The 25850-nt window shown below is 48.6% G+C and carries 22 protein-coding genes and 5 pseudogenes; 2 read left to right on the top strand and 25 right to left on the bottom strand.

The window, feature by feature from the left end; translation table 11 throughout:
* Window positions 1-24 precede the first annotated feature (24 nt).
* The 18 genes and pseudogenes from ssb to PXH59_RS17650 all read right to left on the bottom strand — a co-directional run bounded on the left by ssb (window position 25) and on the right by PXH59_RS17650 (window position 17657).
* Window positions 25-537 (bottom strand): single-stranded DNA-binding protein, encoded by a 513-nt coding sequence (gene ssb / locus PXH59_RS17735; protein ID WP_285809417.1) that lies wholly within the window; start codon window positions 535-537, stop codon window positions 25-27.
* Between the two features lie 16 nt (window positions 538-553).
* Window positions 554-763, bottom strand: a complete 210-nt coding sequence (locus PXH59_RS17730) for a hypothetical protein (RefSeq protein WP_285809416.1) — start codon at window positions 761-763, stop codon at window positions 554-556.
* A 76-nt stretch (window positions 764-839) separates the two neighbouring features.
* Window positions 840-1304 carry an STY4534 family ICE replication protein gene (locus PXH59_RS17725; protein ID WP_285811820.1) on the bottom strand — a complete coding sequence of 155 codons (465 nt, stop codon included), beginning with the start codon at window positions 1302-1304 and terminating at the stop codon, window positions 840-842.
* Between the two features lie 315 nt (window positions 1305-1619).
* Window positions 1620-3626 (bottom strand): DNA topoisomerase III, encoded by a 2007-nt coding sequence (locus PXH59_RS17720; RefSeq protein WP_285809414.1) that lies wholly within the window; start codon window positions 3624-3626, stop codon window positions 1620-1622.
* Window positions 3627-3639: 13 nt separating this feature from the next.
* Entirely contained in the window at window positions 3640-4353 is a 714-nt protein-coding gene (locus tag PXH59_RS17715) for a PFL_4669 family integrating conjugative element protein (RefSeq protein ID WP_285809413.1), read from the bottom strand.
* Between the two features lie 181 nt (window positions 4354-4534).
* Window positions 4535-5521, bottom strand: coding sequence for a BsuBI/PstI family type II restriction endonuclease (locus tag PXH59_RS17710; protein WP_285809412.1), 987 nt, complete (start codon window positions 5519-5521; stop codon window positions 4535-4537).
* A 14-nt stretch (window positions 5522-5535) separates the two neighbouring features.
* Complete coding sequence (locus PXH59_RS17705; RefSeq protein ID WP_285809411.1) at window positions 5536-7017, bottom strand: Eco57I restriction-modification methylase domain-containing protein; 1482 nt, start codon at window positions 7015-7017, stop codon at window positions 5536-5538.
* Between the two features lie 249 nt (window positions 7018-7266).
* Window positions 7267-8508 (bottom strand): STY4528 family pathogenicity island replication protein, encoded by a 1242-nt coding sequence (locus PXH59_RS17700; RefSeq protein ID WP_285809410.1) that lies wholly within the window; start codon window positions 8506-8508, stop codon window positions 7267-7269.
* 94 nt (window positions 8509-8602) lie between these two features.
* On the bottom strand, window positions 8603-8860 hold the full coding sequence (locus PXH59_RS17695; RefSeq protein ID WP_285811818.1) for a ParE family toxin-like protein: 258 nt from the start codon (window positions 8858-8860) through the stop codon (window positions 8603-8605).
* A gap of 20 nt (window positions 8861-8880) precedes the next feature.
* Window positions 8881-9456, bottom strand: coding sequence for a DUF2857 domain-containing protein (locus PXH59_RS17690; protein ID WP_285809409.1), 576 nt, complete (start codon window positions 9454-9456; stop codon window positions 8881-8883).
* Window positions 9457-9536: 80 nt separating this feature from the next.
* Window positions 9537-11124 (bottom strand): annotated as a pseudogene (locus tag PXH59_RS17685) (ParB family protein).
* 3 nt (window positions 11125-11127) lie between these two features.
* A pseudogene (dnaB-PI, locus tag PXH59_RS17680) lies at window positions 11128-12493 on the bottom strand (SPI-7-type island replicative DNA helicase).
* Window positions 12477-12872 (bottom strand): hypothetical protein, encoded by a 396-nt coding sequence (locus tag PXH59_RS17675; protein ID WP_285809408.1) that lies wholly within the window; start codon window positions 12870-12872, stop codon window positions 12477-12479. The pseudogene dnaB-PI and the gene PXH59_RS17675 overlap by 17 nt, the downstream one beginning before the upstream one ends.
* Window positions 12869-13757 (bottom strand): annotated as a pseudogene (locus tag PXH59_RS17670) (ParA family protein). Before PXH59_RS17670 ends, PXH59_RS17675 begins: the two are co-directional and overlap by 4 nt.
* A gap of 471 nt (window positions 13758-14228) precedes the next feature.
* Window positions 14229-15237, bottom strand: a pseudogene (locus PXH59_RS17665) (tyrosine-type recombinase/integrase).
* A gap of 157 nt (window positions 15238-15394) precedes the next feature.
* Window positions 15395-16117 (bottom strand): TraI domain-containing protein, encoded by a 723-nt coding sequence (locus PXH59_RS17660; RefSeq protein WP_285809407.1) that lies wholly within the window; start codon window positions 16115-16117, stop codon window positions 15395-15397.
* Window positions 16056-16355 carry a TraI domain-containing protein gene (locus PXH59_RS17655; protein ID WP_285809406.1) on the bottom strand — a complete coding sequence of 100 codons (300 nt, stop codon included), beginning with the start codon at window positions 16353-16355 and terminating at the stop codon, window positions 16056-16058. Before PXH59_RS17655 ends, PXH59_RS17660 begins: the two co-directional genes overlap by 62 nt.
* Window positions 16356-16637: 282 nt before the next feature.
* Complete coding sequence (locus PXH59_RS17650) at window positions 16638-17657, bottom strand: IS110 family RNA-guided transposase (RefSeq protein ID WP_285809405.1); 1020 nt, start codon at window positions 17655-17657, stop codon at window positions 16638-16640.
* Between the two features lie 92 nt (window positions 17658-17749).
* Between PXH59_RS17650 and PXH59_RS17645 the strand changes: the two genes are divergently transcribed.
* Window positions 17750-18918, top strand: a protein-coding gene (locus PXH59_RS17645; protein ID WP_285811816.1) for an IS3 family transposase whose coding sequence is annotated in 2 segments (ribosomal slippage) — window positions 17750-18011 and window positions 18011-18918 — 1170 coding nt in all. Because the reading frame shifts where the segments join, the coding sequence is not laid out codon by codon here.
* Between the two features lie 7 nt (window positions 18919-18925).
* Here PXH59_RS17645 and PXH59_RS17640 read toward each other — a convergent pair.
* The 3 genes and pseudogenes from PXH59_RS17640 to PXH59_RS17630 form a co-directional block, all read right to left on the bottom strand.
* Window positions 18926-19207: pseudogene (locus PXH59_RS17640) on the bottom strand (DUF1281 domain-containing protein); the annotation flags it as partial.
* Between the two features lies 1 nt (window position 19208).
* The gene (locus PXH59_RS17635) at window positions 19209-19757 is read right to left on the bottom strand and encodes an IS630 family transposase (protein WP_285811610.1); all 549 of its coding nucleotides are present in this window, start codon (window positions 19755-19757) and stop codon (window positions 19209-19211) included.
* Window positions 19726-20049, bottom strand: coding sequence for an IS630 transposase-related protein (locus PXH59_RS17630; RefSeq protein ID WP_285808283.1), 324 nt, complete (start codon window positions 20047-20049; stop codon window positions 19726-19728). The genes PXH59_RS17635 and PXH59_RS17630 overlap by 32 nt, the downstream gene beginning before the upstream one ends.
* Window positions 20050-20149: 100 nt before the next feature.
* On the opposite strand from PXH59_RS17630, the gene PXH59_RS17625 reads away from it, so the two are divergent.
* Window positions 20150-20794 (top strand): ATP-binding cassette domain-containing protein, encoded by a 645-nt coding sequence (locus PXH59_RS17625; protein ID WP_285809404.1) that lies wholly within the window; start codon window positions 20150-20152, stop codon window positions 20792-20794.
* Between the two features lie 33 nt (window positions 20795-20827).
* Here PXH59_RS17625 and PXH59_RS17620 read toward each other — a convergent pair whose 3' ends face one another.
* From PXH59_RS17620 to PXH59_RS17605, 4 genes are all read right to left on the bottom strand, one after another.
* Entirely contained in the window at window positions 20828-21928 is a 1101-nt protein-coding gene (locus PXH59_RS17620; protein ID WP_235428321.1) for an AraC family transcriptional regulator, read from the bottom strand.
* Window positions 21929-22377: 449 nt separating this feature from the next.
* Window positions 22378-23514: a DUF4056 domain-containing protein gene (locus tag PXH59_RS17615; protein WP_285809403.1), complete on the bottom strand. Its 1137-nt coding sequence runs from the start codon at window positions 23512-23514 to the stop codon at window positions 22378-22380.
* Window positions 23511-24662 carry a BamA/TamA family outer membrane protein gene (locus PXH59_RS17610; protein ID WP_285809402.1) on the bottom strand — a complete coding sequence of 384 codons (1152 nt, stop codon included), beginning with the start codon at window positions 24660-24662 and terminating at the stop codon, window positions 23511-23513. The genes PXH59_RS17615 and PXH59_RS17610 overlap by 4 nt, the downstream gene beginning before the upstream one ends.
* Entirely contained in the window at window positions 24662-25645 is a 984-nt protein-coding gene (locus PXH59_RS17605; RefSeq protein ID WP_285809401.1) for a hypothetical protein, read from the bottom strand. Before PXH59_RS17605 ends, PXH59_RS17610 begins: the two co-directional genes overlap by 1 nt.
* Window positions 25646-25850: the final 205 nt, after the last annotated feature.

The following is a 25850-nucleotide window of genomic DNA, read 5'->3' as shown; positions in this document are numbered from 1 at the left end:
TAACAGGGCAATAGGTTAAACAGCTCAGAACGGGATCTCCGAATCCCAATCCATTTCCTCCTCTTCCGGTAACGCAGCAGGTTGTACTGCTGTGGTAGCCTTTCTCTCCTTATTTACTGGCTTAGAAGGCTGTGGCTTCGGTGCGGGCTTATGCCCCACCTGCTGAGCAGCCGCCTGTTTTGCATCGCCACGGCTTCCCAGCATCTGCATCGTGCCACTGACACTCACCACCACTTCGGTTGAATAGCGATCCTGCCCCTGTTGGTCCTGCCACTTGCGCGTTTGCAAAGAACCTTCGATATAGACCTGAGCGCCTTTTTGCAGGTATTCCGCCGCAATTTCTGCTAACTTGCCGAAGATCACCACCCGGTGCCATTCGGTTTTCTCCCGCAGCTCGCCGGTTTGTTTATCCCGCCAGTTTTCTGAGGTGGCCAGTGACAGTGTTGCCACTGTACCGCCGGTTGGCAGGTAACGGATTTCCGGATCTTGTCCCAGATTTCCGACTAAAATCACCTTGTTAATTCCACGTGAAGACATATCCATTTCCTCCTGGTTACACTGACTGACGCTGCGTCCAGCACCCTTGCTTCAGGGCAAATTCCGCCTGCTCACGGCGGGCAAAATATTCCACCGATTCACGGGAACACGGTTCCCCCTCATCCAGTGTGCCGATATAAAAGCCTGCACAGCTTCGCAACACGGTTAACGGTAACTGCTTATGGCAGTATTGCAGTGCCAGAACACCAATCGGTGCGATATTCATCTCTGTATCCTGTTGTCTTTGATAATAAAAAGACTGCCCTGAAACCTCAGGGCAAGTCGGTGGGATAAAAGGAATATCAGAATGAGTTTTCTGCATATTCGGTTTGTGCAGCACCGTTCTGCGGGGGTGTCGAGTCGGACTGTTCGGCCTGATACACTTTCTCCTGACCGATTTTAATCCAGTCCACCTTGATCAGACGGGCTTTCAGGCTGACGCGCTGTTCACCGGCATGATCCCCGCGTTTCAGGGTAAAAATATCGGTGGAGGGATGACTTAAGGTAAAGCCCAGCAACACTTTTTTGTCCTCATCCACCGATTTCTGGCAACGACCCACCAGACTGGTTGCCTCCTTACCGACCACGGTAATATCAAAACGCACATAGACCGGATTATCACTCGGGCCATTTAACGCATTGATCACGCAGCTCAGGAACGTCCCGTTGGCGGTGCTGACATGGCGGATATTATTCAGATAGCCCAGGCCTTTAATATTCAGGTTGAAATAGTCGTTTTTGGTTAACGATGTGGTGTTCTCAGACATACGATGTTCTCCATGGAGGTCAAAAAATAAGGAATGACGGAGAAAACCCCATCCCTGACGGGAAAGATTTTCCCCGCCGGGCGTCAGACGTATACGTTGCTGACGTTCTGATAAAGCATAATGAACCTTCATTGCCATTGGGTTGGCAATATCTGCTTCCAAAGGTGGGCAGATGTACCACACAGTGTGTACTCCCTTGCAGGCTACGGAAGTTTTACAGCCACCCGGAGGCGATCGTTACAGGCTCTCCGATCATTTAAGAAACAGGTTGATTCTTAAAGCATCCCGTCAGGACGTCAATCAACAATCAGATCTTCAGACTTTCTGATTTGCCCGCCTGGCTTTGCGCGATTGCGTGACCGCTTTGTCATTCAGCATGCCTTTACAGGCCGGATAGTTCACACAGCCCCAGAACGGCGCGGTTTTTCCCTGCCGTTGCCGCATCCGGCCGCCACAGTTCGGGCATTCGGGAGTTCTCGGCAACGTCAGATGTAGCGGCTGTGCCTTACCCCGTTCGACCAAATGCTGAAGCCATTGCGCCTGTTTTTGCATAAAAACCGCCAGCGATGCTTTGCCCTGCGCAATATCCTCCAGCGACTGCTCCCATAACGCGGTCATGCCCGGATCTGTCAGCACCGCCGGCAGCCCGGCAATCAGCTCCTGCGCCAAAGGCGTCGCGTGGATCGCTTTCTTTTTCCGCTCAATCAGCTGGCGTTTAAACAAGGTATCCAGAATGCCGGCACGGGTCGCTTCCGTGCCTAGCCCGGCACTTTCTCGCAAGATTTGTTTCAGTTGCGGATCACTGACCAGACCGGCGGCATTTTTCATCGCGGCAATCAGCGTACCTTCAGTAAACGGTGCCGGCGGTTTGGTATGCAGGGACTGAATGTTCGCCTCAATCACCTGACAGCGATCACCCTGATTAAGGGCCGGTAGCGGTAAATCGGTTTCCTTTTCTTCCCCCTTTCCATGCTCTTCCGCTTCATCGGTAAACAGCGCTTTCCAGCCCGTGATCACATTAATCCGACCTTTTACCCGGAATAATGGCCCGCCGATATCCAGCGTCACTTCGGTCACATCCGTTTCCTGTGCTGGCAGAAACTGCGCCAGATAATGCTGACGGATAAGCTGATAAACCTTTAACTCATCGGTCGTTAACCGGCTGATATCAAAAGCATGACGCGTGGGAATAATGGCATGGTGCGCCGTGATTTTTGTGTCATTCCAGACCCGGGATACGAGTTGTCTATCCAGTTGGCTGATAACAGCGGTCATCGCCGGATCGGTTCGCACCAGCGCGGTCAACACCACCGGAATATCGGCCTGCATGGACATGGGCAGATAGCCGCAATCCGTGCGCGGGTAAGTCGTGGCTTTATGGGTTTCATACAGGGACTGGGCAATCGCCAGCACCTGACTCGCGCCCATAGCCCACAAACGGGAAGCAGCCTGCTGGAGTGTGCCTAAATCAAAACAAAGCGGCGGCGGGGTTTTCTCCCGCTTTTTGCTGACGTCCATCACAGTGGCGTGTGCTGCCTGCTGGCAACGTTGCTGCACAGCCTGCGCCACGGCCTCCCGGATACAGCGTTTTTCTTCATCGCCATCATCCGCTGTGGGCAGCCATTTCGCTGGAAAGCGGACAGTATCTTTTTCCAGCTTTGCCGTGACCTGCCAGTACGGTTTTGGCACAAACTGACTGATTGCCTTATCCCGGTTCACCACCAGGGCCAGTGTCGGGGTCTGCACCCGCCCGATGGACAGCACCTCTCCAAAACCCAGTGCCTGTGCTTTCAGGGTATACAAACGGGTCAGATTGATACCCGTCAGCCAGTCGGCCCGTGCCCGCCCCAGTCCGGCCTGATAGAGAGCTTCCGTCTGCTCGCCCGGTAAGATTGCCGCCAGTGCCTGCCGGATACTGGTTTCATCCAGTGCCGACAACCACAGCCGCCTGATCGTACCGGTGAAATAACAATATTCCAGCAACTCACGGGCAATCACTTCCCCCTCACGATCGGCATCGGTGGCAATAATCACCTCATCGGCCTGTTTCAATAATGGCTGGATCACCGCAAACTGCCCGGCGGTCTCTTTTTTTACCGACCATTGCCATTGAGCGGGCAGCACCGGCAGGACATCCATCCGCCACGGCGGACCAAATTGCTCGCCATAGTGTTCGGGCGCAGCGACCTCCAGCAAATGCCCGATGGCCCAGGTGACAGTAATGCCGGAGCCGAAGAGAAATCCCTGCCCACGCTGTTTCACACCCAAAACTTTGGCAATATCTTTGGCCTGAGAGGGCTTTTCACACAAATAAAGCTGCATCGCACCCCCTCCATCAGTTCTGTTTAATAGGACGTAACGGCAGCGAGAAAAGCGAGCGCAACTTGCCTGACAGAATATCGGGATGCGGTTCGCCCAGCAGTTTAATGGCGTCAAGCGCTGCCGGAGTTTTCTCTGCAATATCTTGTCGGGTGACAGCCAGTGAACGGTAAGAGCGTACAATGCCGTAAATCTGGCGGATGGCACGGCTGCCATTGAACAGAAAGGCATCACGCTCCGGGCGTGAAATCAGTCCGTAATGAAAAGCCTGAAACGTTTTCATTGCCAATTGATCGTAACCAACCAGCAACCAGACACAGCGATAACCCAACGGGGAGTGGCTGTAGACGCCGATATTCAACGGTTCAACAGAGGAAACAGAGGATAAGGTGATCTGCTGTGGTACGGCATTCAGGGTATCCTGCAAAGTGGCAATACTATGCTGGAGATTGACGGAAGCCGTATCCAGTGCGTGTTCCAGTTTCACCAGCCAGGTATCGGCATAAGGATTATCGGCGGCGGAATCCACACTGATAGTGCCCGCGCGTTTAATCACCTGCGGCATCCCGAGAATGCCTGAAAATTTTCGTGGATTGCTGATCTCTTCCCGTCTGCGCCCTGCCCAAAGCCGGATCGCGTAGTGGGTATGCAGTTCAATCGTTAATGAGGATGTTAAGACACCTGCACGTAATTGTGGTTGAGTAGAAGGTTTTTCTTCAGAATCAGACATGAATTAAGACTCCTGTTTGGCCTTGATAGCTGCTTGACTATCAGGGCAAAGGAGGCTGTGACTCAATGGATAACCAGTTATGGAAAGGGAAAAAAATGATTCATTTTTATTGATCGTGAAAAAAAGATTATTTTTTAGTCACTGTTGGCAGTGCCAACAGTGTATAATTTTTAATCTGAACTTATAGCAATTCGTCTGTACTATCGTGAGGCCCCAAAAAACGATCGCCGTTAAAATGGATCATGTGATCAGGGTTATCTGCAATCCAGACCTCCGTTTCCCATGCAATATCCGCTGCATTTTTTTTAAACTCAGTAGAATCAGGGAAAGCCGTTACATATACCAACCCCACTTTGCATGTTGTCAGCACGTTTTCCAACTCCAACTTGCGCTTTGGAGATATTGGCCCATGGCTTGTTACCGCTTCAATCAAAAAAAGCCATTCTCTTTTTTCATCGTAAACAACTAAATCTGGGAGTTTATCGTGAGACATAGGAGGAACCCCCAGCATTTCCAGCATTGTGGTTTCCAATATCATTAATTTCCCTCCCTCTTCACGACTACTCGCTGTATCTCCTATGTACAATACTTTGCCACCTTTTCCAATAAATCGTGGACAAAATTCATGTACAATATCAGCATGTAATTGGTTGTGCTTACCAGGCGACAATTTAATTTCTTGTCCATTAGGCAGTGTGACCGGAATTTTCAATAAATCCAAATTACGCCGATAGAGTTCCTGAAGGTTTGGCAATACAGCTTTATATTCTTCAATTTTTTGTTTCCAACTACCACTTGGAAATTCCTGTAATATTTCAAGGATAGGTTTATTCAAGGAATAATTGTTATCCTTACTGTTTGTTGCTCTTGAAGGATTATCTCTATTACGATCAACAATGCGAGCCTGCTCAAATTGGTGAAGAGTTTGACGACGTATTGTTTCTCTGCTATTAGGCTTATAATCTTGTCCATAGTTTTCGCGGATAAATTGCATAATATCCACAGTAGGTAATAAAGGTGCTTGTGCCCGGTGCCAATCATCATTAGGTTTGATATTGGCCAAAGAAAGGAATACCCAAGCAGAACGATCATTGTATTGTGCTTTTGGCATTCCCAGAGCTTGAAGAAGTATCTTAGCCTGCTGTAGCTTTTCTTGTTTCTTGTCCATCTTTGATGATATTCCTATATTTTTAAAAAATACTCTAAAAGTGTATCTATCTGTTCTTGAATAATTGTTTCATTAGATCGGAATGACATACCTATCTTTTGAATAATGTCACGCGTTGGCAATTTTAACAGCCTGATCTCTGTAGCATTCACTTGAGTATTTCCCGACATGCACCGGAAATATTTATCCAACAAAGTAGAGTTAAACAACACGGCTAGACCATAAGCCTCTGCTTGACTCAGTGGTCCGTCTTGATGCCCTATATAGTTTAAATGATTTTCTAGAGCTATCCGCTTTCCAGGCATATGACTAGGATCATGCACTCCAGCAACCAATCTGCGTTTTTCGTCCTTAGAACTAAAGCGTTTTAAGATGACATATGGCTGGTTTTTAGAGGTATGTTTCTCATGACCATCAAGCAACATGAATCGGGCATCTTTTTTATTTTCTCCTGTCCACTCTGTCTTGAACGCTTTCACGTTATGCATTCTCAGAAGAGGAATACTGCCGTGGATGTTGTCTGATTCAATGATAAATTCCCTGGTACGATGCTCTACTACTGGACCTGTTGAGATAAAATAACCATTATTCTCAAAACTGGATGGCCAGTATTCTACATCAGTCAAAATTTGGGCATCTTCCAGACTCTCTGGTATTCGGATGATCTCATAACCATTCGATGTGTCTATCAATTGGGCAGCTGGATAAGTATTGTTTTTATCTTTATTAAGATCATCATAGCCCGTTGAAGTGTAAACGTTGATAGAAGCGTTTTGAGACGCTTTACGATAAAAGCAGATAATATTCTCTTGCAGTACCGCCTGTTCCCGAAATAGCTGACTGCGAGAGCGGAAAATGTGAATCCTCTCAAGGCTCATTGTCCTATTCAAATAATGGCGAAATCCCTTAAAATATAATCCATTAGTGAAGCTACGGGGGACAATAGCAACCATTTGTCCATCATCTTCCATGCAAGAAGCTACTATAGCCATAAAAGAAGCATAGATATTAGGATTACCTGCATATAGATCTGCCGTAGCACCAGCATAGGGAGACGTTTTAGCATTATATTTAAAATATGGAGGATTGATTAAAGACACATGAAATGGCGCTTCTTTACAATCAGGCCGTGCCAAGACAAAATCTTCATATCGAATATCAAAAGTAAATTTACCATCGGCTTCTTTAAAGGCCTCAGCTATTCGCTGCATATTTGATTCTAATTGAGATAAAATACCGCTATCAATTTCATACAAAACAGCATGAACCTGTTTGTTTCCCTGAGCCAAACATCGCATAGCGGCATGAACGGTCAGAATTCCTGCCCCAGCTCCCGCATCAAGTAAACGTACAATTGGGATATCCACAAAAGTTAACATCGATGCCATATAATCAGCCACAGCGCTACCAGTGAAATATTGCCCAAACTCTTTTTTCAAATGTTCAGATTTAGCAGTTAAGTAGTCAGACTGGTTAAGTTCTATTGCTTCAATCATTAAAGTGGCCTTTCAATCACAAAACATGGGTGATACTAGACTGACATGATGTTTCATTCAATTGTATACGCAGATTTACACTTAAGAAAACCAGCGATAAAGTAAGGATTCACTCAATAATCAGTGCAAAAAGAGCATTTTTTATTCGCTATTAGCAGTATCAATAGTAATTAATTTTCAGTCACAATTGATACCGCCAACAATGTACAAATTTCAATCTCTGTTGGCACTGCCAACACCGTACAATTTTTATTCAGCATTACCCTGATTGTATCTCACTAAATTTAGCCGCTGACGAATATCCTTCACTACACTGCGCACATGTTCTTGCGAGGATGGTGATACTGAACGGTGAGATTCATCAATCAATTCAACATGCTGCCTTGCAGATTCAGCAACGGTAACAACGGGGTCAGACTGACCGGCTTGAGCATACAATTTCCCTTCACGGGCTCGCTTCATCATCGCCAACAGCCATCCCACCGGATTACTGATTTTTCCTGCTCTTAAGGCCTTGTCCAGACTGCTTAACATCGCTTGTCCCTGCTCTACCGGCAGAGCTTGCAGCTGATGGGTTAACATCACCGCATCTTCTGGCTCCAGCTGCCTGCAAAGCCCTTCTGGCAGAGAAATGGCTGATTGCTGATCAACGTACGTTTTTTTATTCACACTCTGTGTGAAAGAACGTACGTTACCGTTCGGTTTAGCTGATCCACTATAAGACGTTGATTTAAGACTGAGTTCGGATACCGAATTCAGCTCAGCCTGCCCCGTTAGTGGGCTTAGTTCGGTTTCCGAACCCGGCTGAATTCCCCTGAGTTCAGTTTGCACCTCTTCCTTTCGCAACTCAGATCCCAGCTTCTGGCGCATGACGCTTTGCTGCGGCGTCTGCACGGCATTCAGCCTTTCTTCCAGCAGGCGAATATGGCTATGACGATGACGCATCAACGGGTCGTCTTTGATATCGGTCAGGACGTCCCGGGCCGTTTGGCTGATGGTGCGATTTTTACTGCGACAGGCTTCCGACACTGTATCCAGCCAGTGGGGATCGAGAATCTCGGCATCACGGCAGGTCAGCGGCTCATCGTGCTGCGCATAAATATTGCCCCGCACCCGTCCGTGTTCATCCCGGATACGCTTGCATAAACTCAGCCAGCCGGTTATTCGCAGCATCAGTAATACCCGGCTGACGGTTTCACGAGACGCCTTACCTTTATAGGGTGAAGCCAGCAATACCTGCAATTCATCATAACTGGGGAAAACCGCGCCTTCATTTTGTTGTGCATACAGGCGGATCATCATCCAGCCCGTTTTATCCAGCGGCGACAGGCGATTATCCAGCAACAGACGGCGGGGATAGGCATCATGAATGTTGCCCATAAATAGCAGACCACTGCGCAGTTGTGAGACGTCATCGTCTGAGCGTTGTGCCAGACGCATTTTCATTTTGGCAATGGTGTGTGCAATGATGCTGTCTGCGGACAGATTCATGATGTTCCCTTTTCTGCGGCGTTAGCCTTAAAAAATAATGTCAGGGCTGCACCCTGTAGCAAAGACAAGGTGCAGAATGACACGACTTCAATATTTACGATTTACGAATTTCATTGTTGTAGCGTTCATGAAGCATCAGCTCCCACGATTGCCCGTTATCACGGCTTAACAATCGCCAGAACAACCCCACATTGATTTTCAGATATCCCGTGCCTTTTTCTTTCAGTCGGATGTAATTACGCTCGCCCCGCTGGTAGCACCTCACCTGATGTTGTGCCTTGCGGCGAAATGACAGCGGGGCCGTCAAGGGCACATGCAGGCCGGGCATCATTTCCGTTAATTTTCCTGACATAATTTCTTTCATTCTCTGTTTTATGCCTGTTTTTTTACCGACATCGCTTCACCACTCTGCTGCCAGTCCTTCACCGCACGCCAGACGGACGTCAGTGAGACCGCATGGTGTTCAGCCATCTCCATCATGATATCCAGCCCTTCGGCACTGTCCGCATCGGCAATCGTTTCCGCCTGCCAGCGCTGCCACAGGTCACGGTTTTCATCTTCCGTCAGTGGCGAGCCGCGCCCCGGCCGGACTGCCATGCCGGCAATGCGTCGTCGGGCGGCGATTTCCAGACTGGACAGGCCAAAAAAATAGTGCATCAGCTCAATAGAGCCGCCTAATTCCAGTGCCCGGTCAATCCGTTTCATCCGCTGCTGCTCGATACGTGCCTGATGCAAGATGCGCACCAGATTGGCGTGATGAATATGGACGCTCAGCACCGACACCGGGCTGTTGCCTAAGTAATGCAAGTCTTCAATCGTCAGGCTCTGCAACATCAGCATCTCTGCGGGAGCCAGCCCCAATGCCTCGCAACGGCGGATATAACCGTTCTTCAAATCCATCACCAGCTGCATCAGCAAACTGTTGGTGGCTTGCGATAAATGATTCATACACTTCCTCCATAATCAGGCCAGTCAAAACGCAATGAATGAACAACACACTGAAAAGCAGGCACCCCGCACTGGTATCGCTACATCGTCAACGTCTCCGGTACAATCTCGCGCTGAAGCTCACGCAAACGACGGATAACCCGGATAAGCCGCAGAAATTTCACGGCCCGGGTATCATCCAGCAGAGGCGACTCTTCCCGCCTGGCAGTGCCAAGCAGAACAGCAGTCAGCGTCAGTTCACCGCTGTCAGCCGGGGTTTCTCCGGTCAGGGTGTGCAATAAACGCGAAAAAGGATGGGCATTTTGCGTATTCACCAGACAAAATCCCGCCGAACCCTCTTCCGGCTGTGACAGCAAATCGCTGTCACAGCCCATCACTTCCGCCAGTTCAAACGCCAGCCGGAATGCCATGTTTTGCAGGTGCTCGATATCATCCTGCATCGGGGAAATCGCCCAGACCGAACTGACAGGTTCCAGCCCGGTTTGGGCAAAATGCAGGCATTCTGCTTCAGGAACAGGCAGCGTTGATTCAGGCGGATTATCAGCGTCATCCGGCTGATAAGACGGAATGACCGGATTTTTTCGGGAAGATGTGGCGGACACTTGTGCTTTATCGACCGAAGCGTGTTCTGGTTCAGGTGCCTGCACCTTATCAGTGGCAGGTTGAGAAATTATTCGTGGATTCGATTCCCTATCTGGCACTCGAACCCGCTCCGTTTTTTTCGTCTCAGGCTCTTCCGGCATCGGGTCAAACGTGGTGGCCTGCTCACCAAAGAGTTGTCGGCGGTTGCTTTCTTTCGGATCGAGTTCCAGTACCCAACGGTCATAATTGAGCAGCGGATGTGGCAGGGCCTGCAATAAATCACCAATCAGCTCATCCCGGAACATCTCCGGCGACCAAGTTTCCGGCGCATCAAACTTGCGGCAGCAAGCACCAAAGACCTCATCAAAGGTGACGGTCGGTTCCGGGTTTATACTGGTCACATGCTGTTGCCAGACCGCCTCGGCATCCAACCGCAAGGCCAGTAAAGGTCTTATCTGTGACGAACCCAGCCCGGATTCCAGCAGGTTAGGCATCCAGGGGTAAAGGTATTTCACAGTATGCTCCATCCGGCTGATGTGACCGTCGCTGACAGGGAAACCCGCCTGACGCAACAGCGCTGACAATTCCCGCAGGGAGATTTTTTTTCTGTTGCTGCTCTTCATAAATTGCCCTTGCCTTGCGGATACCCTGCGCTTTTTCAATAAAACTGAGATCGCCCCGCAACTCATTTTCGGCTAAGTGTCCGATAACGCACTGTAAACGCCCCGGCCACGGTTTAAACAGGCAGTGAATGCGATAAAAACGTTCATCCCCGGTCTCCTGCCATAGTTCGGACAGAATTTGATAGCGCGTATTCCCGCCATCACTGAAGATGTAGGCCTCGTCACCGTCCGGATCACGCGTGACTTTCGGCACCGTATCCAGCCCACGGGCTTTGATCGACGCCTTGATATCGTCATAACGCGGGTTGCGACGGGTGCGGGGATTATCCGGATTCGGGCGTAGCTGATCTAATGTCAGTACCATTGGCATTTCCGCCATCGGCGGGCTGTCATTGCGGGTAGCCTCAGCCTGGCGTCCCTGCTGTAACAAGGCGCTGCCTAAATGCAACGTATTGCGTCCCATCATTTACCTCCTGTCGCTGTCGATATCAGAAAAACGCGTATACCGGCCGTCAAACCGCACACGCACCGTGCCGGTCGGTCCCTGACGCTGCTTACCAATAATGATTTCGGCAATTCCAATATCCGGGGTTTCCTCGTGATAGACTTCATCGCGGTAAAGATGCAATATCAAGTCAGCGTCCTGCTCCAGCGAACCGGAATCCCGCAGGTCGCCGTTGTTCGAGCGTTTATCGGCGCGGCTTTCCACCTGCCGGTTCAGCTGAGACAGCGCCAGTATTGGACAACCCAGTTCTTTGCCCAACGCTTTCAGGCTGCGGGAGATATCGGCAATCTCCCGGGTGCGGTTTTCCTGTCCGGGGGCGCACATCAGCTGGAGGTAATCCACCATAATCAGGGCAGGTTTACCGTATTGGCGGGTATAACGGCGGGCACGGGCACGCAATAAAGCAGGCGTCTGGTGACTGCAATCATCGATAATCAGCCGTCTATCCCATTGGGCAAACTGATCCAGACTCTGGCTGATGCGTCCCCACTGTTCATCGTCCAGCAGGCCACTGCGCAGCGCGGTTAACGCCACGCCACCTTCCATGGCAGACAGACGCAGCATCAGTTGTGAAGTCGGCATTTCCAGGCTGAAAATCTGCACCACCGTATCGTCCCGAGACCGCAGCGCACCGAGACAACAGGCCAGCCCCAGTGCCGTTTTCCCCATGGAAGGACGGGCGGCCAGCAGAATGAGGTCGCCCGCCTGCAAGCCACAGGTCATTTCATCCAGTTGCTGAAATCCTGTGGGGGTGCCAGTGATCCCATTTCTGCCCTGTATGCGCTCCAGATGGGCAATCAGGGCATCCGCCCCTTGCAGCAGGGTGACAGCCTGATGTTGCCGGGCTGTACCTTTTTCCGCCAGGTTAAACAAGTGACTTTCTGCCTGCTCAATCAGGGTTTCTGACTGGATATTGGGTTGGAAGACTTCCGCGCTGAGGGATTTACCCAGTGCCAGTAACTGACGTAACCGGCTTTTTTCTGCCACAATGCGGGCATATTCCTCAATATTGGCCGCACTGGGCGTGTTTTTGCACACTTCTGCGACATAGGCAAAACCCCCGACGTTGTCTATTTGCCCCCGCTGTGTCAGCCTGTCGGTCAGGGTGATCAGGTCAAACGGACAGTTTTTTTTCGCTCAGTTCCGCAATGGCCTGATAGATTATTCGGTGTGCCGGAAAGTAAAAATCGTCCGCCGCCAGCAGCTGAACCACGCTGTCCCAACGTTCATTCTCCAGTACCAGTCCGCCAATCACCCCCACCTCGGCATAGGCATAGCTGGGTTCCGCTTCACTGATGGCCTGTAACGCATTATGATCCCGATTCATTGGTCACCTCCCTGTTGACGGCATTCAGTGCCCTCACTAACCGTTGTTGCAGACAGGGAGAAGAAACCCAGAACAGGACTTCTTTTGCGGTTAAATACTGCGGCTTGCCATTTTCCCAGCCACACTCCAGCAGGGCCAAATCATCCGGTGTACCGGGCATCAGTGACAGCTCGCGCAATTCGTCTTCATGACGGGGACTGAAATGCCCGGCTTTCTCAGGCGACACAGCCCAGATAACGGGTAATAGTGTCTGGAATTTCGCCAGTGCCGCTTTACGATCAGGCGCATCGACAAACACAAACCATTCATCCTGTGTATCCGTAAAGGGTAATTCGGCATTGTCATAACAAAAACAGACGGCTCGCCAGATAACATTCATTGCGCGTTCCCCGTCGGTTGGTTGACCAGCACGGCATCAAATTTCGCAGCCCATTCGGGGAACAGTTCACAGGCCAGACGGTGCATGGTCAGGGCAGCGGCGGGACTTTTGCGGGGTGTTTTATACTCCAGACGATGAACAGGCTGGGCGCGAACATGCCCCAGTTTGTAGATATCCAGCAGATCTATCCGGGTGTTCAGCAACTGGTAAACCTTTCTGCCACCCAACGCGGACGCATCATACCGTTTCTGTTCGATAATATCGGTCAGCTCATTGAGTGTATCTCTGTCCAGATTGGTGCCTTCAATGCCATTGGCCAGTATCTGGATCAGCGGCAGCTGAATGCCGTAATGTTCAAAGGGTTGCAGTCGGGTCAACATCCGTAACGTGCCGCGCAGAAACTCACGGACATCCGGCAGGATCGGTTTAATTATCCCCAGCACAAACTGAGTTGCAGTCAGTACCACCAGTTCCGTCATTACCCCGGTTGCGCCTTTGGAGTCGATAAGAATGACATCGTATTGATGAAAAAGGGGATGTTGCAAAATATTGCGCAGGCGAAGACGCCCGTCAGGGGCGTGCAGCATCGCCGTCGGCAGGAGTTCATCGGGATCGTTGGACACAAGGATATCGAGGTGACGGATCGTCGAACGGGAAATGATCCGGTTCGATTCCCTCAGATCCACCGTCTGCATCAGCAATTCATACAGCCCGGCGGGCGCTTCATAGTCCAGAATAAAAATACTGCTGGATGTCGGTTGTGAATAATCGGCGTCAATCAGGAGAGTCTGTAGACCGGCATCGGCAAAAAAAGCCGGCCAGATTCGCGGCATGGGTGGATTTACCTTCACCGCCTTTGGGTGAAATGATGGGAAGTATTTTCATTTGTACACTCATTAAAGTTAAGCGTACAAATCGGACAAATCAGGGAATTTTACATTGAATTAACTTACGATGGGATTGAAAATCCCCGTGTCGGTGGTTCGATTCCGCCTCCGGCACCAAAATTTTAAGGCTCATTTGTTTTAGTTATCATAGACTTAACAAGTAAGTTAAAATTTATGGCCGTTAAGAAAATGTTAAACAATGGGTATTCCGATTTGCCTACTCAGTGTTTAAAAAGCCGTTAATAAAGAACACAGAGCGCCTGCACTTGCAAGCGTTCTTTTTCGTGCAAGGTAATGATTTCAGTAATTGATTCTGATGTCAAGTGAGGTGTAAACTTTGCGGGATGCCGGTCCGGTATCAATAATCTTTTCATACCATCTATTGTTGATGCAGGGCAGTTCAATCCATTCCATCCTCCTAAACTCCGATTGAAACCCGCCCTGTTTTTTTCTGATACTCTCTTTTTCTTTACACCGACAGATCCAGATATATCGCTAACTCGCTCTCCAGTGTTTTACCCGCGATTTCCATATCAATATCAATGTATTCCATCGTGGTCGCCAGACTGCGGTGCCCCAGCAGGCTTCTGACCAGTTGCAGATTACGGTCGGGCGCTTTCATCAACTCCGTGGCCAGGGTATGACGAAAACGGTGAGGAGAGACGGCAAAACCACACGCTTTCGACAAGCGATTAAAGAAAGAACGGATATGCTGCCTTTCTTTATCGGGGTTATACTGATAACTGGTCATCCGCCCGTGATAACGAAAACCCAGACGGGTTAAATCAAACAGCGGGTCATCGTCTTTCGCCCCACAGGCTTTCACGCGTTCAAGGAATTGCGCCAGACGGATCTTGAGGGCCGGGATCATCGGTACCCGCCACTCACTGTGGTTTTTACTGCCTTCGGTCCGCAATTCAATATAGTTGCCTTCCAGATTGATATCCCGCAGCCGCAGGTGCAGCAACTGGTTCTGGCGCATGCCGGTTAACCGGAACGTATCCAGCACAGTCAACCAGTACCCGGTGGGATATAACGCACAGCGCCCTCCCCGGGGTTTCACGCCGGCTTTTTCTTCCTGTTCATACTGCTGCATCACCAGGTAAATTCGGGTCAGCTGGGATTTACTCAGAATTTTCTTCTTTTTCTTCCCTTTTTTGACTGCCGCATCCAGAAACGGATTTTTTGTCTGAGGTAATAATTTTTGCGCTATCCCAAAGTTAAAAATCGCCCGGAGATGGGTCACCTTATTATTCCAGGTATGGCAGGATTGCTTTTTTTTCATTCAGTAAATAGCGCCGCCACCGGAGTACATCCCGCCCGGTGACACTTTCCGGTCGTCCTTCTTCGCCCAAAAATTGAGAAAATCCCCGGGCCACTTTTTTATAACTCCATTCTGATGCCGGGCGTAACATATGCGAGAAAAAGTATTCCTCCAGTAATTCATCCCAGCCCCATTTTTCTTCTGTTCCGTACATAATCTCTTTCCTGTTATCAACAACATGACAATACTGCTTACGGGTGGTCTATTAAGCAGCCAATAACTCCCTGGAAAACCAGTCACCCATCGAAATTATTTCACTGTTAATATCATGACGACTGACTCCCGGTGGGAGCAACACTTTCTGGCTTCCTTCATGGGTGTTTATGTAATTTCAAATCGTTATCGTTCTCATTTGCATCAATTGACAATGAAACTTCATCATTTGATTGAAATAATGACAATAATGTCTGTGTGTCCTCACATGCCGGTTGACCGACGGATGGTAAAGTTGTTGATACGGGAAGCGGTGAAACCCCATCAGAACCTGTTGGTGCTAAGGTTGCCGACGGTGGCTCAGAAGATGCAGCCGGTTTCAGCAACGGGGACTGCACTTGTGTGGCGGCCTCCTGGAGCAGCGAATCCACTAACGGCACGGCGGAGGGATGCCCGCCCAGCTGTAAGGCCAGGCAGTGCCAGGCTTCCGGCACCAGAAATAACCAGCTCACCGCCTCTTCCGGCAGTAAACGGGCGGCCATCATGGCTTCCAGTGGCACAGACAAATCTGGCAGGGATGACCGGAATCGGAAACGAAAGCGACGTGCGGGCATCCACAGCCCCGGCTGCCAGTGATGTCCGTCTTCCAGCTCCCCGTCCAGTTGCCGCAACAATGGCAGGTGATAAAACAATGCCGCCCAGAACACCACCGCCTGCCATAACAGACTCTGTGCCGCCTGCGTTTCCGGTGCCGCCCCCGGCGGGAACAGATGCCCCTTCGCCAGCCGCACGGCACAGGTGGTAAACTTTAGCGTCAGGTCAGCAAATCCCCCTGCCCCCTGACCAGTCGCCTTCCGGTATGGCGGGCACCTGCTGCACACTGCCCAGTAATTGCTTCACCGGCGCAAGATAAAAACGCTGATACAACCCTTCCGGCAGGGCACTGTTCTGCCATAATTGTTGCAGACACTGCCGGCGCTGCGGGGTGGCCAGTAACTCGTCCGCCGATTGCGGCCGGAAATAGCCCCCACGGTCACGAAGGGCTTCAGGGGGTGGTTCGGATGATGTTTGTGGTGTGGCAGGCTGACGGGCAAAATGGGATTTAAAACGCTGAAACATGGTTTTTATATGAACGCGTCCCGTTTGCAACGGCTTCCATTGTTCTAACTCTGACAGATAGGTTGCAGCTTTATATCCGGCTTTTTTTGCAGCCTTTAAAGCTGCTAGCCCCTATGTCATTCGCCGACTCACACCTCATTTCCTCCGCGAGCTTTAAGCTCATAAAACCATTCAGGTTTAGTGAGTCCCGGTCTTACCTGTCTTTGTCATCACGCTGGCTGCCAGAGCAACCTTTCTGCCTTCATCCTTTTGTTAAAAGTTAATGTTTGTCAGTGGCCGCTTTTAGTCTGGCCTGACACTGACGTGAGCCTTGTCGTATTCACACTGGTGAGCCGTTATCGCCCAAACTGTCCGGGCCAGTTTGTTCGCCATCGCCACGATGACCACACTGGTCGGGCGTCGTTTTTTGAGTTCCGTGATCCAAGGCAAAGGTTCTTTTGTCAGTAATGCAGCCGCACGAGCACCATGGATAAACAGGGTCCTCATATAGGTATCTCCGCGTTTACTTATCCCCAGCAGGCGGATTTTTCCGCCTGAACCTGTCTGTTTCGGAACAAGTCCGATATAAGCAGAAAACTCTCGTCCCGATTTAAACGCGAAGGCTTCTCCCATTGTGGCCACCGCAGCCGTGGCGATTAGCGGCCCCACGCCGGGTATTTTCAGCAGCCGCTGACAGGTTTCATTCTGCCTGGCCACGCTGACAAGCTGTTTTTCGATGTTATTTATCTGTGAATCCAACTCACCCAGCCTGTTGTACTGGTCCTCCAGCACGGCGATAAGATACGGAGGGAGACGCATCTTCAGCCGCTCCAGGGCTTCCGGTAGCTCTTTGGCCAGTGCCGCCCGGCCTTTGTGGAGGGTTTCTCCGAACTCAAGGAATATCCCGTACAGGGCATTAATCTGTGCCGTCCGAAACTTCACCAGTTGCCTGCGAGTCCGGTGCAGAACCAGTACAGACTGTTGTTCTTCCGTTTTAACCGCGATTTCTTTGCCCGGTTGCTGTACCGCCATCCAGATAGCACGGGCATCCATCACATCATTTTTGTTACCCATGACGAATGCCTTAACAAAACGAGCTTGCATAAGCCGGACTTTATGCCCCTGTTTTTTCAGTTCACGCGCCCAGTGCTGAGAGCCTCCACAGGCTTCCATACCTATCAGACAGGGTTCCCGGTTACTGAAGAAAGTCAGAAAATCCTGGCTACGTACCTGCTTATCAACCACTTCGCCAGTGTGCTCATTGATGAAGTGAACCTGAATCAGATGTTTTGCGATATCAACGCCAACCGGTATATATTTCATGTGTGGAGTCTCCAGTCTGAGTGATGTGGTCCAATGATTTTGGTCACCGTTATAGAGGTGATATTCTCACTTCAACACGCAAAATAGGTGACATGATGAAAAGACGTTTCAGCCCCGAATTTAAACTGGAATCTGCCCAGCTAGTCCTTGACCAGCATTACAGCATAAGAGAAGCGGCGAAGGCGATGAATGTGAGTAAATCGGCAATGGAATCTTGGGTTCGCCAGTTAAAACAGGAGCGACAAGGCCAATCACCCAAAGCCTCACCCATCACGCCGGAGCAAATTGAAATACGCGAACTGAAGAAGAAACTGCAACGCCTTGAAATGGAAAACGATGTATTAAAAAAAGCCTCAGCACTCTTGATGTCGGACTACATGAACAGTTCTCGTTAATCGAGCAATTCAGAGTGCATTATCCGGTGGCTTCTCTTTGCCAACTGTTCGGGGTTCATCGCAGTAGTTATCAGGCCTGGCACAAGCGAATCAAGCGGCCAGACTCTGCTCGCGTAACGCTAAAAAGCCGGGTTCGTGAAGCCTTTAACAAAAGTCACGGTTCTGCCGGAGCACGAACGATTGCCTCGATAGTTACCCGTGAGGGGATCCCATTAGGCCGATGGCGGGCCGGAAAACTCATGGCTGAACTCGGGCTGGTCAGTCGTCAACAACCCAAACATCGGTATTCACGAAAGGAGCAGGAACATGTTGATATTCCAAACCATCTTGACCGCCAATTTGCTGTTACGGAACCTAATCAGGTTTGGTGTGGTGACATCACTTACATCTGGACAGGTCAACGTTGGGCGTATTTAGCGGTGGTTCTCGACTTATTTGCGCGTAAACCCGTCAGTTGTGCGATGTCATTTTCGCCCGACGCTGAGTTAACGAAGAAAGCCTTAACAATGGCATTTGAATCAAGAGGAAAGCCACAAGGTGTGATGTTTCACAGCGATCAGGGATGCCAGTATACCAGCAAAGCATTTAGGCGATTATTACAGCAATATGGTATCAAACAAAGCCTGAGCCGACGGGGAAACTGTTGGGATAACAGCCCAATGGAGCGGTTTTTCAGGAGCTTGAAAAGCGAATGGGTGCCTTTAGAGGGATATGCAAATTTTATGGCAGCCAGATATTCAATCACCCAGTATATAACAGGTTATTACAGTCAGCTTCGCCCTCACTGGTATAACAACGGATTAACCCCCAATGAATCAGAAAGATTATTTTGGGAAGCCTCTAAGTCAGTGACCAATTTTTATTGACCACTTCACCCACCATCCCAAACCAGTCGGTATACTGACGGGTCAGAAGACGGGCGATACTGTCACGCGCCGGTGCCGGGATGCTGTCCCAGCGCATCAGGCTGAGGCCGGACTGGCGGTACAAATTGTCTGTCCGTTTAATATGGTCGCTGTTTAACGGCACATTATCCTGCAACAGCCTCAGCCACTGGTCAAAAGCCAGGTTCTGCGGTGTCGGCGCCGCCGTGCCGCGGACTAACGCCGGGTAAGGCGTATAGGTTTGCGGTTTGGCCGGTTTCAGTATAGCAGAATCAACATAACCTGACACACTCGATGTGCTCGGTGAACACCTCATCAACTGAACATCTTTTTTGTCTTCTTATCGCTTTTGCCCCACCCCATTTGTGTTCTATGGGATTCAAGTCCGGACTATAAGCGGGCAGCCACTCTAATTGATATTGACTCTCTGCTATCGCTTGTATCGTATCAAGTCGTTTATGAAAACGCGCATTATCCATGACTATCACGGCACCGTGTGGGAGTTTGGGCAATAAATCCTGCGTCACCCACGCATGAAAGACATCGGCGTTAATGTTGCCAGTAAATAAGCTTAAGGTGATGAACGTATTTTCGAGAATGGCCCCAATCACGTTAATACGGCCTTTCGCGTGCCAATCCTGTGTACCAAAACAACGCTGCCCTTTCTCTGAATACCCGTATATCCGTGGCATTGACTGCGCGAAACCACTTTCATCCAAATACACAATCGGTTTGCCTTCCTGTTTATAGCCGCTGATGCGCTCGACAAACGCCTGACGAAGCTGAGGATCAGCGCGAGGATGTTTTAAGGTTTTTTTTATGAGTGAGGCGAAGCCGTTTCAACGCGTAATGAATCGCCGATTGTGAGACCCCTAAGCGCTTTGCTCTTTCCCATTGATAGTCATCAGGAAAATTTTGGACATCCGCGATGAGCACCTCATCAGGAATTTTCATGGGAGGCTTATCACGCGTCATGCAAGGTTCTATTTTATGACTCCACCGGAACAGGGTACGAATAGAAATCTCAAAATGGGCACTCGTTTGTTCGAAAGTCAACGAATGCTTATCTTTGTATGCCAGTACTCTTTTTCGAAAATCTAGACTGTAACCCATTTCACTTTATGCCTTGTCATTTTGGATTTGGATATTATGACATATTAGTATGATTTTGCTATATAACAATGCCAGAAATATCTTCTCCCCGCAGTGTAATATGGGGTATCTCGATCAGGAATTGGAAAAAATTCCGCTAAACGAATCAATCTTTGATGCTGTCAGAAATAACACGCCGAATATCGATGATATCACCTGTAAACAGCAACTGATTGCGACAGGCTTTAAATATGCTGATTTTAACCAATTGGTGGGGCGATTAAGTGGTGGTGAACGTTCCCGATTAATGTTTTTGATCTTGAAACTGAATAAGCACAATTTCCTGATCCTCGATGAGCCAACAAACCACCTGGATATTTTTGGCAAAATGGAGCTGGAGAATGAATTGATTAATAACGGGATGACGATATTAATCACTTCGCATGATAGGGCGTTTATCGATAACGTCGCTAATCGTTTTTGGCTGATTAAAAATGGCAAACTGGAAGAGGTCACATCCAGTGAGGGATATTATCAGTTCCTGAATAAAAAAGTGATCCCTTATCAAAAAGCAGTGGTTAAGGCTCAGGAAAGCACTTCTGATGGTTTGAAAGTATTAACGGATGAGGAAGAGATCCTGCAACGCATTGTGGTATTGGAGCAAAATCTGACGCAGGATTTGGCCAGGAAACCGAGGCATCAGAAGCCCAAAAATCAGGAGAGCTGGAGAAATGAAATTCAGAAGTTGTATGAAATGCTGGGATAAATGACGAAATAATAAAATAAGATGCTTTGCAGGCTACCCACGTTTCAGGCTGTTACTTGGCGTCTCACCATAGCGGGCTTTATATTCTGCGCTAAAGCGTCCCATATGGGCGAATCCCCAACGCAGAGCGACGCCTGTGACGCTGGTGGCTTCTCCCGCCAATAGTTCTGTGCGTACATGTTCCATACGCAGGTCACGTAAATACTGCATCGGGCTGATATTCAGAAACTCCTTGAAGCCGGAATAGAGGCTGCGCAGGCTGACGCCTGCCACCTGAGCGAGCTGTTCTACGGTTATTGGCTCGTGGGCATGAGCCTGCAAATATTCCTGCACTCGCCGTACATGCCGTGGGCGAATGGCACATCGGCGGTTGACAGGCGTTTCACTGTAATTATGTTGATGGGTGGATAGCAGGGTAACGGAAATCAATTGTTCTATTTGGTTGATCATCAGTTTGTGTTGCAAGATATCAGGTACTTGGGTGGCGTATTCCAGAATATAAGGCATCAAACAACGCCAGGCCTGACAGCGTTGCCATTCAAACCCCAATGCAAATAGCAGTGGTTGATCCAGAGAGTGTCCTAATTGGCCGACCAGCGTTCTTTCCAGCAAGGTGCGGGAGATCCTGACCATAAACTGGTCATTATCGGCATTCCAGCGCATGGAAGTGTGCTGATTTGGGCTGAGAATGGAAGCCAGATTAGGAGTGGAGTCAAGGTACTGATCACCGCTTTCAATACCCGCACAGCCCGCCAGCGGCATCTGGATGAGAAAGAACGAATCCAACTCTCCTGGGGTGATTTCAACGCAGGCACCGTAACGTAATCGGCTCATGGAAATATCCCCAAGTGGAATATAGTGCATTTGGGCGTCCAATTTTTGATGTGCGTCCACGATAGTTAGCTGATGAGGCTGGATGACCCGTCCGACCATAGATTTAACTTCATCAAGATCGTTGGATGAAAAAAGTAAATGCTTTGGGGAATTGAGATGCTCCCCGATTTTGGTCACTGCATATTTAGGATCTGAACAGTCTGAAGCTGAATATCTTGATTCAGCTCTTCGAGAGTCAGCGTATTTTGGTTCAGTATTTTCAGACCCAAAATAGTTGTCAGACCACGAATTGCTCATCATTTCAGATACCTCTAGCCAGTCATATCATTGTTATGATGTATGAGATATTCCGCTAATAACGTGTTTATTCCCGATAAACTTCAAGTTGCAATCCGCCAGACGACACGAGGCCTCATATTTCCCCGCTGCGCGGGGAAATATGACACGCATCTTGAAGTTGGATTGGTATATTCCCTATTTTGATGATCCGGGATATAAAAAATAACAGTATTAACCTTATTCGATTATCTGATAACAGTATCCATATATTGTTTAAATGAAATATATATGATTATAAATATATTTATGAGGGGTACTCTTATCCACCTGCTGCACGCTTTATCCAAACACTGCACAGGGGAGATATCGGGCGGCAGGAGAAGAAATTATGAATGTAATGGGCACCGTGGTAACGACGGATAATTAGCCCTATCACAATCGGGTAATTCCACAAATCTACGTGTAGGTTATTATTTATTCAATAACAACTGTTTCTCATCTTCCCGTTGGGCATTTTCCGCCAGCCTTTTAAAATCTTTCACTGTCCAATATGGCTTTGGCACAGGCAGGTTTTTCATTTCATGGGTTGACCATAGCTGAAATTCCGCCAGTTTCTCTAATGAGAAATGCTGATAATACTCAGGCAGAGACAAGCGCAGGGCAAGGTGCTCTTTACCGAAAGGCATTAATGGGGAGCGGTTGTCCTGAATATCATAATTCCGATGCAGTACTAAAAACTTCTCAGGAATGCGTCGATAACTGTTCCACCATAAACCATCTACGCTATCAAATATCGCCTTTGTGCCTGACCGGGAATAATCCCCGAGTTCATGCAAAGCCATCGGTAAGATCTTATCCACTGAGGTTGAGAACTGTGTCACAGAAGACGCGTGACCTGTCAGAATCAGTGTTAATGCTAATCTTGCACCCAACAGGTTTGAATAGAGATCTTCTGGGGAAAAAGCCGAAATTTCCTCCGAAAAACCGGGGACTGATTGATAGCCATACCATTGCGCTATTTCATGCCAGGCGGCAAGCTGAAAAGCGAGTCTGACAGCCAAATAGGCACTGAGTGTATAGCGTTCGGCAGGATCTTGCGGTGGCGTAAAAGCAAAAAAGTGAATTTTACGCGCGGCAAGTTCATTGTTCAGGGTTAATTGCCACTCTTGACCAAGATGAGCGTAAATCTGGCTAAACAGATAAAGCGTATAATCTGCGGTATCCCTGACATGGGAGATATCAATAAACCCTCCCTTGTGGGTATAGAGCAGACCCACTTTTTCAGCGCTTACCCCCAGCAAAGCGGCACTGGCACCGATAACACTGTCATTGTAGTGATGCTTACCTAATTTTTGAGCTTCGACGATATTGTCGATGTCATAAAAGGGAATGGCAATATTCCAGAGTTGGGCTTTAAGATTATAGCCGAAAGCACAGCAAGCCCTTAAACCTTCAGGCGGAGCCATCGGGGGCAATGCATCCCAATCTTGCTGTGATTGTTCATAGGTATCACTGACAAGGACAGGTTTTACCGGATCAACAGATTGGGGTTGGTTTTGGCATGCCAGCAGTAAAAAACAGAGGCAGAGTGTAACGAATAATCTCAAAACGCTTCTCCAACCTGAAAATAGAACCCGGTACTGTCCTTACCGACACCAAAATCTAATCTGACATTCATGCGTGGTTTAAACTCGAAACGATAGCCAACACCAATAGAAGGAAGCCAATGCCTGGTTCCCAACCGTGAAGGGGAATCTCCCAACGTGCCGGTGCCTATCCAACCGACCACACCGTGGCGCCAGTCAAGTTTATGCCGTAACTCTAACTGTGTTGTGAAGATATTGTTGTCACGATAACGTCCTTCATAATACCCGCGCATCCGCTGGCCGTTACCCAGCAGGGATAGCTGATTCCACGGTACATCACCTGCGCTGAAACGGGCATAGTTATCAAAGGCCAGGACTGTCTTTTCAGATAACGGGTAATAGATCGAGAATTGAAGCTGTGTGGTATGGAAACGGTGATCACTGCCTAATTCTGGGGAAAAATAGCTATAAATGATCTCAAATGCCTGTCCGTGCCGAGCATTGGGCAAAAAATCCCGCGTATCATAACTGAAATGGGCACTGACACCGGAACTTATCACAGAGCGACCCCCGACGGATCGGGAGAAATACTGTTTGGCACCGTTATCTGGATCACTGGCATTGACGGAAGATAAATTCCAGCCTAATCCCACATAGGTGGCTTCAGTGATGCGATAGAGAAGCCGTGGATGAATCGCAAACTCCTGAGAACGGTACTTCTCTTTGTTGCTGTCATTTTTACCAGCACGATAACCTTGACCCCAATAGTAAGTTGGGGTGTTATTCAGTGTACCGGAAACAAATAACCGCCATTGGTCACTGGCAAGAAAATTGTAATTGGTAAAGTTCAGGCCAAACGCGCCGGTAGACGAACCAAAGCCACTGAGTCCCAATGAAGAAGTCTGGCTGGTGTGGTCTGAATGGTCAGGACGGTACAGGCCGACCACAGCCACACCAATCCCCATACCCATTTCAGGGGTGTAGAAAGGACCGGGCAATACGCCCCAGTCAATTTTTTTGCGCTCATCAAAATGGTTGCTGCCGCCTAATTCGTTTAACCAACCATCCATTTTTTGCCGATCAGGCAGGATATCAGCGTGTGCGGATGAAAGGGTAAAAATAAGCAGGCTGGAAATAGCCAGCCTTTTCAGTGTTGCAAGGCCAAACATTAAAAACGGAACTCACCGGAGATAAAGAAGCTGTTTCTGTTACCAAAACCGACTTCTGACAGAATATTGAAATTACGGGTAATTTCAAAGCGTGCACCCACGGTATTGTTCCATTTGTGGGCAAGGTGTTGTTTAACGTCGAACGACATATCAGGGTCGTATTCAAGCATGCCTCCAACAAATGCGCCTAGTACTCCGGTCATATTTATATTAGCGATCTTGCCCTCAAAGCGTTGAGTGATATCTTGATACATGGCACCAGTCCAAACTTGAACTTTGGTATTACCTTGTCCTGCAAATAATGGCTGAAATGTAAATTCATAACCAATTCTAGGCGTTATAATAAGAGCTTTAATACCACCGTCTAAAATATCTAAATTGGTTTGCGTATAGTTTGCATCTAATGTTGCAAAAAATTGGTTATAACCGCCCGCTAATGTAATACCACCACCATAGGTTTTACCTTTAAAATCTAAAGTGAAAGGAATATCTTTAAACATAGGTACGCCACCAAATATCACGTTTTCAATATTAGTTTCAGATGAACCTTTTGTTTTTCCATATACACCATAAACATTTAAAAATGGCAGAACCCATGTATCTAGCTTAAGCATGTGTGATTCAGTGCGTTCACGAGTCTTTCCGGCTATGACTGTAGTAGCTTTTTGTGTATCGGGATTTTCAGGCATAATAAACCCGATTTGATCCACAACAACATCCTGACGCAGATTCATATAACCATAACTAGCACCAAACGGTTCAGGCAGGTCGTAGCCTTTGGCGCGTGCTGCATCGCCCCAAATTGGCAGAATACGAGATTCAGACTTGGTAGTGCGGGATAAGCTACCGTCACTGTTCATCTGTGGAGCGCCAGATTCTGACACCGTTAATGAAAAAAGTGGGCGATCACTATCTGCATAGCCATAGGAGGTCGCCAGACATAGCGTCGCTGCTAACAATTTGCGCGAGTTAGTTAAGTTCATAAGTAAATTTGCTTCCTATTTTTGGTGTTTTTATGTGTACAAAATGAACAGATTAAGCCGGAAAGGCGCGTAGATTATCATAGCTCTTTTTGGCAATCATCAACGATTTATGCTTGTAGATGGAATATCGCACGATTTGGCATATTCGTTTGTTTTATCGTCAAATAGAGCGGGTTTTATCTCACCAAAATATTATTAAAAATAA

The organism is Xenorhabdus bakwenae, assembly GCF_030272115.1.
GTDB classification, from domain to species: Bacteria; Pseudomonadota; Gammaproteobacteria; order Enterobacterales; family Enterobacteriaceae; genus Xenorhabdus; species Xenorhabdus bakwenae.
This window is presented reverse-complemented; position numbering and strand designations above follow the sequence as displayed.